Origin of the sequence: Streptomyces sp. NPDC059850, assembly GCF_042731515.1 — a bacterium.
Lineage (GTDB): Bacteria > Actinomycetota > Actinomycetes > Streptomycetales > Streptomycetaceae > Streptomyces.
Genome location: NZ_JBHWJI010000007.1, coordinates 15,032 through 33,813 on the forward strand (window position 1 = coordinate 15,032; position 18,782 = coordinate 33,813).

An 18,782-nucleotide genomic window follows, 5' to 3' on the forward strand; every position below is an offset into this window, starting at 1 on the left:
TCCCCACCGCGCTCCCCACCACGGCCGTCTCCCCCATGCCACGGCCGTGCGCGGCGCCTCATCACCCGTGTCCCACCCCTTTCAACCGCTCTGAAGGGCCGCACCGACATGATGGACGACTACGACAACGCATCGGGTCCGGCGTCCGCGCCCCAGGGCGCCCCGGGCCTGCCTCCCTCGGCGTGGAACGCCACGTCCCGGGCCGCTTCCCGCGCGCCGCTGGGCGAGCTGTTCGCGTCCTGGGCGTCCCGTACCCCCGGGGCCGCGGCGCTGGTGGCCGGGGACCGGACGTGGTCGTTCGGTGAGGTCGACGCCTGGGCGAACCGGCTGGCCCACCACCTCATCGGGCGCGGTGTGGGGCCCGAGCGCGTGGTGGCCCTGGTCCTGCCGCGCTCGGCCGAACTGGTCGTGGCCGAGCTGGCCGTCGCCAAGGCCGGGGCCGCGTTCCTGCCGGTGGATCCCGCGCACCCGGAGGAGCGCCGGGCCATGATGCTGGCCGACGCCCGGCCGGTGGTGGTGCTCGACGATCCGGCGCACATCCGGGATGTGACGGGCCCCGAGCACACGCCCGGCGAGGCGGAGCTGCTCGGCCCGCTGCTGCCGGAGCATCCGGCGTACGTCATCTACACCTCGGGCTCCACCGGGGTGCCCAAGGGTGTGCTGGTGCCGCACGCCGGGCTGGGCAACTTCTCGGCCGCGACCGCGGAGCACTACGAGGTCCGGCCGGGCGACCGGGTGCTGCAGTTCTCCTCGCCGAGCTTCGACGCCTCCGTACTGGAGCTGTGCTCCTCCCTGCTCGCCGGGGCGGCCCTGGTGGTGCCCCCGGAGGGTCCGCTGCTCGGCGCCGAACTGGCCGCCGTGCTGCGCGAACACCGGGTGACCCATGCCCTGATCCCCCCGGCGGCGCTGGCGACGGTGCCCGCCGAGGAACCGCACGACGGGCTGCCGGAGTTCCGCACCCTGATCGTGGGCGCGGAGGCGTGCCCCGCGCCGCTGGTGGACCTGTGGGCGCCGGGTCGGCGGATGGTGAACTCGTACGGCCCGACCGAGGCCACCGTCGTGGCCACCTGGACGGACGCCCTGGCGGCGGGCTCCGGCAACCCGCCGATCGGCCGCCCGCTGCCCAACACCCGGGTGTTCGTACTGGACGAGGCGATGCGGCCGGTGCCGGTGGGCTCAGTCGGGGAGCTGTACATCAGCGGCGCGGGAGTGGCCCGGGGCTACCTCGACCGCCCGGGGCTGACGGCCGACCGCTTCGTCGCGGTCCCCTTCGGGCCGCCCGGCGCCCGGATGTACCGCACCGGCGACCTGGCCCGCTGGAACGCCGACGGTGAGGTGGAGTTCCTGGGCCGGACCGACCACCAGGTCAAGGTCCGTGGCTTCCGTATCGAACTGGGCGAGATCGAGGCCGCGCTCGCCCGCCACCCGGACGTCCGGGCCGCGGTGGTCACCGTCCGGGAGGACGAGCCGGGGCTGAAGCGGCTGGTCGCCTATGTGGTGCCCACCAGCGGCGACAAGCGGCCGCAAGGGCCGGAGCTGCGGGCCGCGACGGCCCGGCTGCTGCCCGCCCATATGGTGCCGTCCGCCTATGTCGTCCTGGACGCGTTCCCCCTCACCCCGCACCGCAAGATCGACCGGCAGGCGCTGCCCGCCCCGTCCCCCACCGCTGAGGGGCACTCCCGCCACATCGCGCCGCGCACCCCCGCCGAGGCCGCCCTCGTCCGCGTCTGGACCGAGGTGCTTCCGGTGGACACCGTGGGCGTCGAGGACGACTTCCTGGGGCTGGGCGGCGACTCCATCCTCGGCGTCCGGCTGCTGTCCCGGCTCCGGGCCGAGCTGGGCGTCGAACTGACGCTGCGTGAGCTGCTGGACGCCCGGACCGTGGCCCGGCTGGCCGCCCGGCTGCCGGAGGAGCCCGCCGAGGCGCCGGAGGCGCCGATCCCGCCCGCCCCGCGCGACAAGCCGCTGCCGCTGTCGGCCGCCCAGCGGCGGCTGTGGTTCCTGGACGATCTGACGTCCGGTGGCACCGAGTACAACACCGGGGCCGGGCTGCGGCTGAGCGGTCCGCTCGACCAGGACGCGCTGCGCCGCGCGCTCGGCACCCTGGCCGCCCGCCACGACGCGCTGCGCACCACGTTCGTCACCGTGGACGGGCACGGTGTGCAGCGCATCACCGACCACGGGACCGTCCCGCTCGACCACGCCGACCTCGGCGGGCGGCCCGCGGCCGATCGGGAGGCGGCCGTCGACCGGCTGCTGACCGACGAGCTGAACCGCCCCTACGACCTCGCCGAGGGCCCGCTGACCCGGGCGCTGCTCATCCGGCTCGCCGACGACGACCACGTCCTGCTGCTGGCCCAGCACCACATCGTCACCGACGGCTGGTCGGTCGGCCTCCTGGTGCGCGAACTGACCGCGCTGTACGAGGCGGAGGCCACCGGCAGCGGCCCGGATCTCGCCGAACCCGCCCTGCAGTACCCGGACTTCGCCGTCTGGGAGGAGAACTGCCCCGCCCCGCCCGGGCAGGACGCCGACCTCACGTACTGGCGGACCCGGCTCGCCGGGATGCAGACCCTGGAGCTGCCCACCGACCGCCCCCGCCCCCCGGTGCGCACCACCGCCGGGGCGGTGCACCGGCGCGAGCTGCCCGCTGATCTGGTGGCCGCCCTCGGACGGCTCGGCCGGGAGCGGAACACCACGCTGTTCACCCTGCTCGCGTCGTCCGTCGCGGTCCTGTTCTCCCGCTACTCGGGCCAGCGGGACGTGGCCTTCGGCACCGTGACCAGCGGACGCCACCGCAAGGAGCTGGAGTCAGTCGCCGGGTTCTTCGTCAACACGCTGGTGCTGCGCGCCGACGTCGACGGGGACAGCACCGTCGAGCAGTTCGTGGACGCGATGCGCGAGACGGTGCTGGACGCCTTCAGCCACGACCGGCTGCCGTTCGAGCGGGTCGTCGAGGAACTGGGCGTCAAGCGCGACGCCAGCCGCAACCCGCTGGTGCAGGCGCTGGTCGTGCAGCAGAACGCCATGGTGCCCGCCCGGGAGGCCGGGGGTCTGGGGATCGCCGAGCACTCCCTGCCACGGCCCGCCGCGCGGTTCGACCTGGTGCTGGAATTCCTGCCCCGGGACGACGGCTCGCTCGGCCTCACCGTCGAATACAACTCGGATCTGTTCGACGCCCGGACGATGGAACAGATGGCCGGGCATCTGCTCCGGCTGCTGACCCGCATGGTGGCCGACCCCGGCAGCACCCTGATCGAGCTGCAGATGCTGAGCGACGCCGAGTGGCACAAGCTGCTCGACTCCTGGAACGGCACCGGCCAGCCCGCGACGGACGCCACCCTGCCCGAACTCTTCGCCGCGCAGGCCGCGCGACAGCCCGAGGCCACCGCCGTGACCTGCGGCGGCACCCGGCTCTCCTACGACGAGGTGAACCGGCGCGCCAACCGGCTCGCCCGGCTGCTGATCGACCGGGGCGTCGGCCCCGAGCGGCTGGTGGCGCTGGCCCTGCCGCGCTCGGCCGACCTCGTCGTCGTCCTGCTGGCGGTGCTCAAGGCGGGCGCCGGATATCTGCCGGTGGACCCCGGCTACCCGGCCGAGCGCATCGCGTTCATGCTGGACGACGCCGCGCCCTCGACCATCCTCACCACCGGTGACATCGCGGGCGGCCTGCCCGGCGGAGTCGAGCCGCTGGTGCTGGACGACCCCGGCGTCCGTGCCGAGCTGGAGCGGCGGGCGGACGGCGACATCACCGACGCCGAGCGCACCGGGCCGCTGGACCGCGCCCACCCCGCGTACGTCATCTACACCTCCGGGTCCACCGGCACGCCCAAGGGCGTCGTGGTCACCCACCAGAGCGTGGCGGGCCTGGCCGCCTGGGCCGGGGCCGAGCTGGGCCGGGAGCGGCTGACCGGGGTGGTGGCCTCCACCTCGCTCAACTTCGACGTGTCCGTGTTCGAGATCCTGTGCCCGCTGCTGGCGGGCGGCAGCATCGAGATCGTCCAGGATCTGCTGGCCCTCGCCGACCCCGCCAACCGGCCGAGCGCGACCGGGCTGATCAGCGGCGTCCCCTCGGTGTTCGCCCGGCTCCTCGGCGGGGAGGCCGAGGCAGGACACATCGCCGCCGGGACCGTCGTCCTGGCGGGCGAGGCGCTGCCCGCCCAGACCGTACGGGACATCCGCGCGGCGCTGCCCTCGTGCCGCATCGTCAACATGTACGGGCCGACCGAGGCGACCGTGTACGCCACCGCCTGGTTCTCCCCGGGCGACGACCCCCGGCAGGCGCCGCCCATCGGCAGGCCCGTCGCCGACACCCGCGCCTATGTCCTGGACCCGACGCTGCGGCTGGTGCCGCCCGGGGTGACCGGCGAGCTGTACCTCGGCGGCCACGGCCTCGCCCGGGGCTACCTCAACCGGTCCGGGCTGACCGCCGACCGCTTTCTCGCGGACCCGTTCGGCACGCCGGGCAGCCGCATGTACCGCACCGGCGACCTGGTGCGCTGGGGCAGCGACGGCCAGCTGGAATACATGGGCCGGGCGGACGACCAGGTGAAGATCCGCGGCTTCCGCATCGAACTGGGCGAGGTCGAGACGGCGTTGCTGCGCCACCCCGATGTCGCCGAGGCCGCCGCCGTGGCGAAGGAGACCGGCGGCCACAAGCGGCTGGTCGCCTACGTCGTGCCCGCGCCGGGCGCCACCCCGGACCCGGCCGCGCTGCGCACGTTCCTCCAGGGCAGCCTGCCCGACTACATGGTGCCCGCCTCCGTCCTGGCCATGGAGCGGATGCCGCTCAACCCCAACGGCAAGCTGGACCGAAGCCGTCTCCCCGACCCGGACTGGGGTCAGGCGGCGGCACCGGGCTATGTCGCGCCGCGCACCGCGACCGAGCGGACCCTCGCCTCGGTCTGGGCGCGGATCCTCCATGTGGAACGCATCGGGGTGGAGGACAACTTCTTCTCCCTCGGCGGCGACTCCATCCTCAGCATCCAGGTGGTCTCCCAGGCGCGGCAGGCCGGGCTCTCCGTCACCTCGCGCGATGTCTACCGCCACCAGACCATCGCCGCCCTCGCCCTGCACCTGGACAGCACGGCCGCCCAGCCGCAGCCCGGCGCGGTTCTGGAGACGGCCACCGGGGATCTGCCGCTGACGCCGATCCAGCACTGGCTGTTCGAGGCCGACCCCGAGCGGGCCGGACACTTCAACCAGACGATCTCCCTCATCCTGCCCGAGGACGTGGACGAGGACGCGCTGCGCGGCGCCCTGGAGGCGGTCGTACGCCACCACGACGCGCTGCGCTCCCGCTTCCCCCACGAGGGCGATGTCCGCTACCAGCGGATCGACGACGGCGGGACGACGGAACTGCTGCTCCGCCACACCGGCGACGGCGAACCCCACCTCGGCGCCTTCGACCTGACGGCCGGGCCCCTGCTGCGCGCGGTGCTGGAGAACAACGCCGGTGCGGAGAACGCCGGTGCGGAGGGCACCGCCGCCGGGGGGCGGCCGGTGCTCCACCTCACCGTGCACCACGCCGTGGTGGACGGGGTCTCCTGGCGCATCCTGCTGGAGGACCTGGACAGCGCCTATCGCGCGCTGACCGGTGGCACGGCAGCCGCGCTGCCCGCCGCCTCTTCCCCGCTGCGCCGCTGGGCCCGGCGGCTCAACGACCACGCGCGGGCCGGGGGGTTCGAGGCCGAGGCCGCGTACTGGACGGACCTGGCCGAGCGGTGCGATCCGTCGCTGCCGCTGGACCTGAACGGGGCGAACACCTACGCCTCGGCCCGGTCGGTCACCGTCACGCTCGACCGGGACGAGACCGCCGCGCTGCTCCAGACGCTGCCCGAGGTCTACCGGACGCAGGTCAACGATGTGCTGCTGAGCGCGCTGGCCCGGGTGCTGGGCCGGTGGACCGGGCGCACCGGTGTGCCGGTGGACCTGGAGGGCCACGGCCGCGAGGAGATCTTCGAGGAGGTGGATCTGTCCCGTACGGTCGGCTGGTTCACCACCCGCTTCCCGGTGGCGCTGGACCTTCCCGAGGGTGACTGGGGCGACGTCCTCAAGTCCGTCAAGGAGCAGCTGCGGGCCGTACCGCAGCGCGGCCTCGGGTACGGGGCGCTCGCCCATCTCGCCCGCACCGAGGGGCTTTTGGCCGGTCCCGCCGCCGGGGTCAGCTTCAACTACCTCGGCCAGTTCGAGCTGCCGGGCGACGGCGACGGGCTCTTCCGCGGCCTCCACCGCGAACTGGCCCTGGACTCCGACCCGGAGGCGCTGCGGCCGCATCCGCTGGAGGTCGTCGGCCTGGTCGAGGACCAGACGCTCGCGTTCACCTGGTTCTACTCCGCGAACCTGCACACGGAGGAGACCGTCGCGGGGCTCGCCGGGGAGTTCCTGCGGGCGCTGCGCGCCATCGCCCGGCACGCCGCCGCGCCCGGCGCGGGCGGCCGCACCCCGTCCGACTTCCCGCTCGCCGCCCTCGACCAGGGCACGGTGGACCGGCTGGTGGGCGACGGCAGCGGGGTGGAGGACATCTACCCGCTGACCCCCACCCAGGCGGGCATGCTGTTCCACGGGCTGTCCGAGGACGACCGGCGCGCCTACTTCCAGCAGCTGACCTTCGTCCTCGACGGGGTGCCCGACCCGCGGCGGCTGGCCGCCGCCTGGCAGCGGGTCGCCGACCGTACGCCGGTGCTGCGCAGCCGCGCCGAGTGGGACGGGGTGCCCGAGCCGGTGCAGGTGGTGGAGCGCGGGGCGCGGGTGCCGGTGACCCATCTCGACTGGCGCGGGCTGTCCGCGTCCGAGCGCCGGGAGGAGTCGCGGCGGTTCCTCGCCGAGGACCGGGAGCGGGGTCTCGACCTGGCCGCCGCGCCGCTGATGCGGCTGGCGCTCGCCCGGCTTTCCGACACCGAGGTCCAGGTGGTGTGGACGTTCCACCATCTGATCCTGGACGGCTGGAGCCTGTTCCAGGTGCTGTCGGACGTCTTCGCCTGCCACGCCTCCGGGGCGGGGGCCGCGCTGCCCAGCCGCCGACCGTTCCGTGACTATGTGGCCTGGCTGCGGGAGCCTGACTGGGCGGAAGCCGAGGAGCACTGGCGCTCGCGGCTCGGCGGTCTGGCGGAGCCCACTCCGCTGCCCTTCGACCGGGAGCCCACCGGGACCCATCACGCGGAGTCCACCGGCGAGGTGCGGGTCACGCTGCCCGCCGAGGCTTCCGGACGGCTGGCTGAGCTGGCCAGGGGCGCGGGGCTCACCATGAACACCCTGCTCCAGGGCGCCTGGACGCTGCTGCTCGCCCGGTACACGGGCCGCGAGGACGTCGTCTTCGGGACCACGGTCTCCGGTCGCCCGCCGGAGCTGGCCGGTGTCGAGGCGATGACCGGACTCTTCATCACGACCGTGCCCACCCGGCTGGAGGTGCCCGCCGACGGCACCCTGCTGTCGTGGCTGCGGGAGGTGCAGGAGCGGCAGACCGAGGACCGGCGGTTCGACTTCGTACCGCTCACCCGGCTGCGGTCCATGACCGGGCTCGCCGAGCGGGTGAACCTCTTCGACAGCATCGTGGTGTTCGAGAACTATCCGGTCGGCGGCGATCTCGCCGCCGCGCACGGGCTGGCCCTGCGGGACCTCGAAGGCGTCGAGACGACGAACTACCCGCTGAGCCTGGTGGTCTACCCCGGCGAGGAGATGGCGCTGCGGCTCGGCTACGACCCGTCGCTGTTCGACGCCGCCACGATTCAGCGCATGGCCGAGTACCTGTCGGTGCTGCTGACGAACATGGCCACCGGCCCGGACCGGGCGCCCGCGCGCCTGTCCGTGCTCAGCGACGCCCGACGCGCCCAGGTGCTCCGGGAGTGGAACGACACCGCGACCGCGCTGCCCGAGGGCTCGGTGGCCGCTCTCTTCGCCGAGCAGGCGCGCCGTACGCCGGACGCGCCCGCGCTGGACGGCGACGGCGGCCCGGTGAGCTACCGGGAGCTGGACGCGCGCGCCAACCGGCTGGCCCACCGGCTCGCCGCGCTCGGTACCGGGCCGGAGCGGCCGGTGGCCGTGCTGATGGACCGGTCCGTGGAACTGGTGGTCGCCCAGCTGGCCATCGTCAAGGCGGGCGGGGTGTACGTACCGCTGGACACCCGCGCGCCCGGGGACCGGCTCCGGCTGGTGCTGGCCGAGGCGGCGGCGGACGTCCTGCTGACCGACCGGGCCTGGGAGCGGACGGCGGCGGACCTCGGGCACGACGGGCGGACGCTGCTGGTCGGCCCCGGTGCCGAGAGCGGCGAAGCGCCATCGGGACCGCCCTCGGTGGAGATCTTCCCCGACAACACGGCCTATCTGATGTTCACTTCGGGCTCCACCGGGCGGCCCAAGGGCGTCGCGGTCCGGCACCGCGATGTGGCCGCCCTCGTCCATGACCGCGCCTTCGCGGGCCACGACCGGGTGCTGGTGCACTCCCCGCAGGCGTTCGACGCGTCCACCTACGAGGTGTGGGTGCCGCTGCTGCGCGGCGGCACCGCCGTCCTCGCCCCGGTGGGCGACGTGGACGCGGACGCCGTACGCCACGCGATCACCGGCCACGGGGTGAGCTGCCTGTGGCTGACCGCCGGACTCTTCCGGCTCCTGGCGCAGGAGGCGCCGGAGTGCCTGCGCGGCGCCCGGGAGGTGTGGACCGGCGGCGAGGCGGTGCCGCCCGCGGCGGTGCGCCGGGTGCTCGGCGCCTGCCCGGAGCTGACGGTGGTCGACGGTTACGGGCCCACCGAGACCACGACGTTCGCCACCCGGCGCCCCTTCCGCACCGGTGAGGTGCTGCCCGGGACGCTGCCCATCGGGCGGCCGCTGGACAACACCCGCGCGTACGTCCTGGACGGCGCGCTCCAGCCGCAACCCCCGGGTATTCCGGGCGAGTTGTACATCGCGGGCGCCGGGCTCGCCCGTGGCTACCGGAACCGGCCCGGTCCGACGGCCGAGCGCTATGTCGCCGACCCGTTCGGGCCGCCCGGCTCGCGGATGTACCGCACCGGGGACCTGGTGTCCTGGACCGCGGAGGGCGAACTCGCCTTCGTGGGCCGCTCCGACGACCAGATGAAGGTGCGGGGCTTCCGCATCGAACCGGGCGAGATCGAGGCCGCGCTCACCCGCCATCCGGACATCGCCGAGGCGGTCGTCGCCCTCGCGCGGGACGGGGAGCGGAAGCTGCTGGCCGCCTATCTGGTCCCGGCGCGCGGCGCCGTGGTGCCGGAGCCGGAGGAGCTGCGGTCCCGGCTGGGCCAGGGGCTGCCCGACTACATGGTGCCCTCGGTCTTCATCGCCCTGGCCGAACTGCCGCTCACCGGCAACGGCAAGGTGGACCGGCGCCGCCTCCCGGCACCCGACTGGTCGGCGGCCACGACGGGCGCCGAGTACGTGGCGCCCCGCACCGACGCCGAGCGGATCCTCGCGGAGATCATGGCTCCGCTGCTGGGCCGGGAGCGGATCGGCGTCGAGGACAACTTCTTCATGCTCGGCGGGGACTCGATCCTCAGCATCCAGGTCGCCTCGCGCGCCCGGCAGGCCGGCCTGTCGGTGACGCCCAGGGAACTCTTCAAGCACCCCACCATCGCCGCGCTCGCCACCGTCGCCACCGCCGCCGCCACCGCCCGGCCCGCCGCCGACACGGGCCCGGTGAGCGGCGAACTGCCGCTCACCCCGATCCAGCACTGGTTCCTCGGGACGGACAGCCCCCGGCCCGAGCACTTCAACCAGTCCGTCGTGGTCGAACTCGACCGGGACCCGGACTCCTCGGCGCTGCGTCAGGCCCTGCGGGCGCTGCTGGTCCACCACGACGCGCTGCGGATGCGGTACGAGCGCCGCGCGGACGGCACCGTACGGCAGTACTGCCCGCCGCCGGACGAGACCGGCCCCGACCCGCTGCGCGAGGTGGACCTGTCGGGACTCGGGGAGGACGAGCGGCAGGCCGCCGAGGAGGCCGCCATGGCCGAGGCGAACACCGGTTTCGTCCTGGACCGGGGGCCGCTGCTGGCCGCCCGGCTGCTGCGCCCGGGCACCGGGGCTCCGCCGTCGCTCTTCCTGACCGTGCACCACCTGGTGGTCGACGGCGTCTCCTGGCGCGTGCTGCTGGAGGACCTGGAGACCGCCTACCGCCAGCTGCTCGGCGGCGGCCCCGCCGACCTCGGCGCGCGCACCACCTCCGTACGGGACTGGTCGCGGCGGCTCACCGAGCACACCGCGGCCGGTGGCTTCGACGCCGAACTCCCGCACTGGCAGGCGGTGGCCGCCGACTGCGCCGCCGGGATTCCCATCGACACCGAAGGCGAGGGCGGCAACACCGTCGCGGCCATGCGGTCGGTCACCGTGACGCTGGACCGGGAGCGGACCACCGCGCTGCTCCAGCAGGTGCCCGAGGTCTACCGCACCCGCGTGGACGATGTGCTGCTGTCGGCGCTGGGCCGGGTGCTGGCCGAGTGGACCGGGCGGCGGCGGGTCGCCGTCGACCTGGAGGGGCACGGCCGCGAGGAACACCTGCTGGACGGGGTGGACCTGTCCCGCACCGTCGGCTGGTTCACCACCATGTTCCCGGTCGCCCTCGACATTCCGGGCGGCATTCCTGGCGGCGGCTGGGGCGAGACGCTGAAGTCCGTCAAGGAGCAGCTACGCGCGGTGCCCGCCCAGGGCATCGGCTACGGCGCGCTGCGCCATCTGGCCCCGGGCTCACCGCTCGCGGACGCGGCGGAGCCCCGGATCAGCTTCAACTACCTCGGCCAGTTCGACTGGTCGGACACGTCCGGTTCCACTGGCGACGACGCCCTGGTCCGTACCGTACGCGGCGGTCTGGGCGGGGACGCGGCTCCGGAGTCGGCGCGGGCGCATCTGCTGGACATCGTGGGCCGGGTCGAGCGGCGGTGCCTGGAGATCACCTGGTACTACGGCTCCGGGACGCACTCCGAGGAGACGGTGTCCCGGCTGGCCGAGGAGATGCTGCGCGCCCTGGAGGGCATCGTCGCGCACTGCGCCGACCCCGCCTCGGGCGGCCGTACCCCCTCCGACTTCCCGCTGGCCCGGCTGGACCAGGCCGCGGTGGACCGGGTGGCCGCCGACGGGCGGTCGGTGGAGGACCTCTACCCGCTGACCCCGATGCAGGCCGGGATGCTGTTCCACAGCCTCGTGGACCCGGCGTCCGACGCCTACTTCAACCAGGTGCAGCTGCGGCTGACCGGGGTGACGGACCCGCGGGCGCTGGCCACGGCGTGGCAGCGGACCGCGGACGCCAACCCGATCCTGCGCACCCATCTGGTCTGGGCGGACACCCCGGAGCCGCTTCAGGTCGTCCGGCGCCGGGCCACCCTGCGGATCGCCCACCACGACTGGACCGGACGGTCCGACGCGTGGCGCGAGGCCGAGCTGAGCAGGCTGCTCACCGACGACCGGGCCGAGGGCATCGACCTCGGCAGCGCGCCCCTGATGCGGCTGGCCATGATCCGGCTGTCGGCCGACGAGGTGCGGCTGGTCTGGACGTTCCACCATGTGCTGCTCGACGGCTGGAGCGCGGCGCAGGTCTTCGACGAGGTCTGCGAGCGGTACGCGGCGCTCACCACCGGGCGCGGTGCCGTCGTGCCGACCCGGCGGCCCTTCCGGGAGTACCTGGGCTGGCTCGGTGAGCAGGACACGGCGGAGGCCGAGCGGTTCTGGCGCGGCGCTTTGGAGGGCTTCACCGCCCCGACCGAACTGCCCCGCGACCGGCCGGCGGCCGAGGCGCACCGTACGGCGTCCTCGGGCACGTACCGGGTCTCCCTCGGCGCCGAGGAGTCGGCGCGGCTGCGCAAGGTCGCCCAGCGGGGCGGGCTGACCATGAACACGGTGGTGCAGGGCGCCTGGGGGCTGCTGCTGTCCCGCTACAGCGGGGCGGACGACGTGGCGTTCGGGACCACCGTCTCGGGCCGCCCGGCCGCGCTGCCGGGTGTGGAGTCGATGGTCGGCGTGTTCATCAACACCATCCCGACCCGGGTCCGGGTGGACGGCCGGAGCCCGCTGATGAGCTGGCTGCGGGAACTCCAGACGGCGCAGTCGGAGTCCCGGCGCTTCGAGTTCGTGTCCCTGGCGCAGCTGCAGGGCTGGAGCGAGGTGCCCGGCGGAGTCGGCCTCTTCGACAGCATCGTGGTCTTCGAGAACTACCCCTTCGACAGCGAGGCCATCGCGGCCCACGGCCTCCGCATCCATCAGGAGCGGGACCTGGAGCCGACGAACTACGCGCTCAGCGTCGTGGTGGCGCCCGAGGAGCGGCTTACGATCTCGCTGGACTACGACCCGGCCGCCTTCGACGCCGCAACGGTCGAGCGGCTGGGCGACTGCCTGCACGGGCTGCTGGACCAGATGGCGGCCGACCCGGAACGGCGGCTGGAGGAGCTGCCGCTGATCGGCGAGAGCGAAACCCGCCGCATCCTGGACGAGTTCAGCGGCCGCGTCTCCCCGGCGCCGCGCGCGGTCCTGCCGGAGCTGTTCGAGGCGCGGGCGGCCCGTATGCCGGACGCGGTGGCCGTGCGGGGAGCGGAGACGGAGCTGACGTACCGGGAGCTGAACGAGCGCGCCAACCGGCTCGCCCGGCTGCTGATCGGCGCGGGAGCCGGTCCCGAGCGCTTCGTGGCGCTCTCCCTGCCGCGCACGCCGGAGCTGGTGGTGGCGGTGCTGGCGGTGCTCAAGAGCGGCGCCGGATACCTCCCGGTCGACCCCGCGTACCCGGCGGAGCGCATCGCGTATCTGATCGCCGACATCGCCCCGGACATCGTCCTGACCACCAAGGAGACGGCTCCCCGGATCCCGGACGGACCGGGCCACCGGATCCTGCTGGACGACGCGGAGTCGGAGCGGGCGCTGTGCGCACTGGACGCGCGGGACGTCGTTGACGCCGAGCGCACCGCGCCGCTGGTGCCCGGCCATCCGGCGTACGTCATCCACACCTCCGGGTCGACCGGCACGCCCAAGGGCGTCGTGGCCACCCACCAGGGTGTGGCGGCGCTGGCCGACTGGGCGGGGAAGGAGTTCGGCGCGGACGGGCTGTCCCATGTCGTGGCGTCGACCTCGCTCAACTTCGACGTGTCGGTCTTCGAGATCATCTGCCCGCTGCTGGTGGGCGGTTCGCTGGAGATCGTCCGCGATCTGCTCACCCTGGCCGAGCGTGCCGAGCCGTGGACGGCGTCCCTGATCAGCGCCGTGCCCTCGGCCCTCGGGCAGGTGCTCGGCAAGGGCGGCGTCTCCGTCACGGCCGACGCCGTGGTGCTGGCGGGCGAGGGGCTCGCCGCCCGTACGGTCCAGGAGGTCCGTACGGCCATCCCGGGCTGCCGGGTGGCCAACATCTACGGCCCCACCGAGGCCACCGTCTACGCCACCGCCTGGCACTGCGACCCCGCCGACCCCGGCCGCACCCCGCCGATCGGCTCCCCCATCGCCGCCACCCGGGCGTACGCGCTGGACGCGCGGCTGCGGCCGGTGCCGGTCGGGGTGCCCGGAGAGCTGTACTTGGCCGGAGCGGGCCTGGCCCGGGGGTACTTCGGCCGCCCCGGGCTGACCGCGGACCGCTTCACGGCCGATCCGTTCGGCCCCGCGGGCAGCCGGATGTACCGCACCGGCGACCTGGTGCGGTGGGACGCGGACGGGCAGCTGGAGTACCTCGGCAGGACCGACGACCAGGTCAAGGTGCGGGGTTTCCGCATCGAGCTGGGCGAGGTGGAGGCCGCGCTGGCGCGCCACCCGGAGGTCGCCGAGGCGGCCGCGGCCGTCATCGACACCTCGGGCCACAAGCGGCTGGTGGGTTACGTCGTCCCGGCCCACGGGACCGGGCCGGTCGACGCCGCCGCGATGCGCGCGTTCCTCGCGACGAGCGTGCCGGACCACCTGGTGCCCGCGGCCGTCGTCACGCTGGAGCGGCTGCCGCTGAACCCCAGCGGCAAGCTCGACCGGCGGGCGCTTCCCGCCCCGGACTGGGCCGCCCCCGCCACGGGTCATGTCGCGCCCCGTACGGAGACCGAGAAGGCCCTCGCCGGGATCTGGGCCGAGGTGCTGGGCGTGGAGCGGGTCGGCGTCGACGACAACTACTTCACGCTCGGCGGCGACTCCATCCTCAGCATCCAGATCGTCTCCTCGGCCCGCCGCGCGGGCATCGAGCTGACCCCGCGCCATCTCTTCGTCCACCAGACCGTCGCGGACCTGGCCGCCGCCGCGCGGGACGTCCCCGCCACGGCCGTCGCGGCCGAACAGGGGCCGGTGGTCGGCGAGGTGCCGCTCACCCCCGTACAGCACTGGATGTTCGACACCCTCCCGGACAGCCCCGGCCACTTCACCCAGTCGGTGTCGGCCGAGCTGACCGGGCCGGTGGACGAGCCCGCGCTGCGCGCCGCCCTGGACACCCTGGTCGACCACCACGACGCGCTGCGGCTGCGGTACGAGACCACCGGGCACGATCACTGGCAGCAGCACAGCGTCCCGCCGGGCGGCACCGAGCCGGTGCTCGACGTCCACGACCTGTCCGCGACCGACCCCGCGCTGCGGGAGGCGGCGATGCGGGAGGCGACGCGCCGCGTACGGGCCGGATTCGACCTGGAACAGGGGCCGTTGTTCAAGGCGGTGCTGTTCGTCCTCGGCGACGGGGAGCGCCCGGTGCTCAGCCTGATCGCCCACCATCTGGTCGTGGACGCGGTCTCCTGGCGGATCCTGCTGGAGGATCTGGACACCGCCTACCGGCTGCTCGACGACGGGCAGCCGGGGCGCCTCGGCCGGAAGACCACCTCGTTCCGCGCGTGGTCGCGGCGCCTGAGCGAACACACCGTCGCCGGGGGCTTCGACGCGGAGCGGGACCACTGGACCGCCGCGCACGGCACCCCGGACCTCCCCACGGACGGCGAGGGGCCCAACACCGCCGCCAGCGAGGAGACGGTGACGGTCCGGCTCGGCGCCGAGGAGACCAGGGTCCTGCTCCAGGACGTGCCGGGCGCCTATCTGACCCGGATCAACGACGTCCTGCTGTGCGCGCTGGGACGGGTGCTCGGCCGCTGGACCGGCCAGGACCGGGTGCTGGTCGCCCTGGAGGGACACGGCCGCGAGGAGATCTTCGACGGAGTCGATCTCTCCCGTACGGTCGGCTGGTTCACCAGCATGTTCCCCGTCGCCCTGGACGGCGGCACCGGAACCGGCCTTGAGGAGGCCCTGAAGACCGTCAAGGAGCGGCTGCGGGCCGTCCCCGGGAACGGGCTGAGCTACGGGGCGCTGCGCCATCTCGCCCCGGACGCGCCGCTCGCGGACGCGGCGCGGCCGCAGATCAGCTTCAACTACCTCGGCCAGCTCGACTGGGAACTGCCCGGCGACGGGCTGCTGCACGCCCTGCGCAGCGGGCTGGAGGGCGATATGAGCCCCGAGGCGCCCCGGCCGCATCTCCTCGATGTGGTCGGCCGGGTCGAGCACAAGACGCTCGAACTGACCTGGTCCTACTCGCGGGACCGGCACCATCGCGACACGGTGCTCCGGCTCGCCGAGGAGACCTTGCGTGAGCTGCGCGCGATCATGCGGCTGTGCGCGGAGCCGGAGGCGGGCGGACGCACGCCCTCGGACTTCCCACTGGCCGCCCTGGACCAGGCGACCGTCGACCGGCTGGCGGGCGACGGCCGCGATGTGGCCGACATCTATCCGCTGACGCCCACCCAGAACGGCCTGGTCTTCCATGGGCTGGCCCAGCGCGGCCAGGGACTCTATGTGGAACAGGCGAGCTTCATCCTGGACGGGGTCAGGGACTCCCGGGTCCTCGCCGCCGCCTGGCAGCACGTCGTCGACCGCACGCCGGTGCTGCGCAGCGAGGTGGTGGTCCAGGAGGTGCCCGAGCCGCTGCAGATCGTGCGCCGCAACGCCGCCGTACCGGTCGAGGAGCTGGACTGGAGCGCGTTCACGGAGGACGAGCGCCGGGCCGCGCTGGAGCGGCTGCTCGACCAGGACCGCGCCCGGGGGCTCGACCTCGACGCGGCACCACTGCTGCGCCTCACCCTGGCCCGGCTCTCGCCGACCGAGGTGCAGGTGCTGTGGACCTTCCACCATGTGCTGCTCGACGGCTGGAGTGTCTTCCAGGTGCTGACGGACGTCTTCGCGGCGCATGGCGCCCTGGCCGTGGGGGAACAGCCACGGCTTCAGGCCCGCAGGCCGTTCGCGGACTACGTGGCATGGCTCGGCCGCCAGGACCGCGCGCAGGCCGAAGCGCACTGGCGCCGGACGCTTGCCGGGTTCACCGCACCCACTCCCCTCCCCTACGACCGCAAGCCGACGGCGGACGCCGCCACCCGGTCCTCGAAGTGGCTGTCGCAGCGGCTCGGTGAGCAGGAGACCGCAGCCCTGGAGGACTTCGCCCGGCGGCACCGGCTCACTCTCAATACGATCGTCCAGGGCGCTTGGGGCTTGCTCGTGTCTCGCTTGAGCGGAGACGCGGACGTCTGCTTCGGGGCGACCGTCTCGGGACGGCCGACCGAACTGCCCGGCGCCGACAGCATCACCGGCATCTTCATCAACACCCTGCCGGTGCGCGTCGCCGTGGACGAAGGCGCCGCCACGGTCGACTGGCTGCGCGGCCTCCAGGCCGACCAGGCGGACGCGCGCGGCTTCGGCCATGTCCCGCTCGCCCGGCTCCAGGGCTGGAGCGACGTACCGGGCGGCGCGGACCTCTTCGAGAGCCTGGTGGTGTTCGAGAACTACCCGATCAACAGCTCCGCCGCCGCAGAGCACGGGCTGCGGGTGCGTGAACTCCAGGCCCTGGAGAGCACCAACTACGCGCTGACCGTGGTCGTCTCGCCCGGCTCCGAGATGGCCGTCGAACTCGGCTACGACCCCCGGCACTTCGAGGAGTCCACCGCCGAGGGGCTGGCCGCCCAGCTGACGCAGGTCCTCAGCGCCCTCGCCGAGGCGCCCGACGACCTGCCGCTGGACCGGATCGACACCCTGCCCGCCGCCCTGCGCAAGCGGCTCCTGGAGGACTGGAACGACACCGACCGGCCCGCCGAACAGACCACCCTGGCGCGGCTCTTCGAGGCCGCCGCGGACCGTCACCCCGACGCGCCCGCGGTGCTCGCGCCCAGTGTCCAGCTGACCTACGCGGAGCTGGACACCCGGGCCAACCGCCTCGCCCACCGGCTCATCGCCCAGGGCGTGGGCCCCGGCCGGATCGTGGCCCTGGTGCTGCCCCGGTCGGTGGAGATCGTCGTCGCCCAGCTCGCGGTGGCCAAGGCGGGCGGCGCCCATCTGCCCGTCGACCCCGGCTATCCCGCCGAGCGCGTCGCGCTGATGCTGGAGGACGCCGCGCCACACCTCACCCTCGACAGCCTCGACGAGGCCGAAGCCTTTGATGGCCCCGCGCACCGGCCCACCGACCGGGACCGATCACGCCCTGTCGACCCCGACGACCCGGCCTATGTGATCTACACATCCGGGTCCACCGGCACCCCCAAGGGGGTGGTCGTCACCCACCGGGGGATCGGGAACTTCGCCGCCGCCGAGGCCGAGCACTACGAGGTGCGGGAGGGCGACCGCGTCCTGCAGTTCGCCTCGCCCAGCTTCGACGCCTCCGTCCTGGAGCTGTGCATGGCGCTGCCGCACGGCGCCGCGCTGGTGGTGCCGGAGCCCGGGCCGCTGCTGGGCGAGCACCTGGCGCGCGTCCTGCGCGAGCAGCGCGTCACCCACACCCTCATCCCGCCCGCCGCGCTGGCCACGCTGCCCGACGGGACCGAGAAGGAGCTGCCCGAGCTGCGCACGCTGATCGTGGGCGGGGACGCCTGCGGTCCGGAGCTGACGACCCGGTGGGCCCCGCACCACCGCATGATCAACTCATACGGGCCCACCGAGGCCACCGTCGTCGCCACCTGGTCCGATCCGCTCATCGCGGACGGCGCCCCACCGCCCATCGGGCGGCCCGTCCCCAACACCCGGGTCCGGCTGCTCGACGCGCGGCTGCGCCCGGTGCCCCCGGGGGTGCCCGGCGAGCTGTGGATCAGCGGCCCGTCGCTGGCCCGCGGCTATCTGAACCGCCCCGGGCTGACCGCGGCCCGCTTCGTCGCGGACCCCTTCGGGCCCGTGGGCAGCAGGATGTACCGCACCGGCGACCTCGCCCGCTACGACGCCGAGGGCCGCATCCACCATCTGGGCCGCACCGACCACCAGATCAAGCTGCACGGCTACCGCATCGAGGCCGGTGAGGTGGAGACCGCCCTGACCGGCCACCCCTCGGTCGCCGAGGCCGTGGTGACGGTCCGGGAGGACGAGCCCGGCGTCCGCAGGCTGGTGGCGCACCTGGTGCCCGCGCCCGGTGCGACCGCCCCGGCCGACGCCGAGCTGCGCGCCGAGCTGGGACGTACGCTGCCCGGCTACATGGTGCCGTCCGCGTTCGCCGTCCTGGACCGCCTCCCGCTCACCGAGAACGGCAAGACGGACCGTGCGGCGCTGCCAGCGCCAGGACCGGTCACCACGGCCCCGGCCGTGGGCCACATCGAGCCGAGGACCCCCACCGAGGAGGTCATCGCGGAGATCTGGTCCGAGGTGCTGGGGGTGGAACCGGTCGGCGCCGAGGACGACTTCTTCGCCCTGGGCGGTGACTCCGTCCGCAGCCTGCTAATCGCCTCCCGCGCGGGTGAGGCCTTCGGCCTCGACCTGACGCCACGGGACATCATGACCGCCCACACGGTCTCCGCCCTCGCCGATCTGGTCGAGGAATACATCCTGCGCGAACTCGAAGACGCCGTTTCCGGCGGCAGCGACCACGACGAACGGTGAGGAACGAG

The 18,782-nt window shown here is 74.2% G+C and carries 1 protein-coding gene; it reads left to right on the forward strand.

Features of this window, described 5'->3' with window-relative positions:
* The first annotated feature begins 108 nt into the window (after nucleotides 1–108).
* Nucleotides 109–18,774, forward strand: coding sequence for a non-ribosomal peptide synthase/polyketide synthase (locus ACFV9T_RS07760; protein WP_385437444.1), 18,666 nt, complete (start codon nucleotides 109–111; stop codon nucleotides 18,772–18,774).
* Nucleotides 18,775–18,782: the final 8 nt, after the last annotated feature.

Excerpts from the sequence above, each read along its gene's own strand:
- ACFV9T_RS07760 (WP_385437444.1), top strand. The coding sequence starts at position 109 with ATGATGGACGACTACGACAACGCATCGGGTCCGGCGTCCGCGCCCCAG.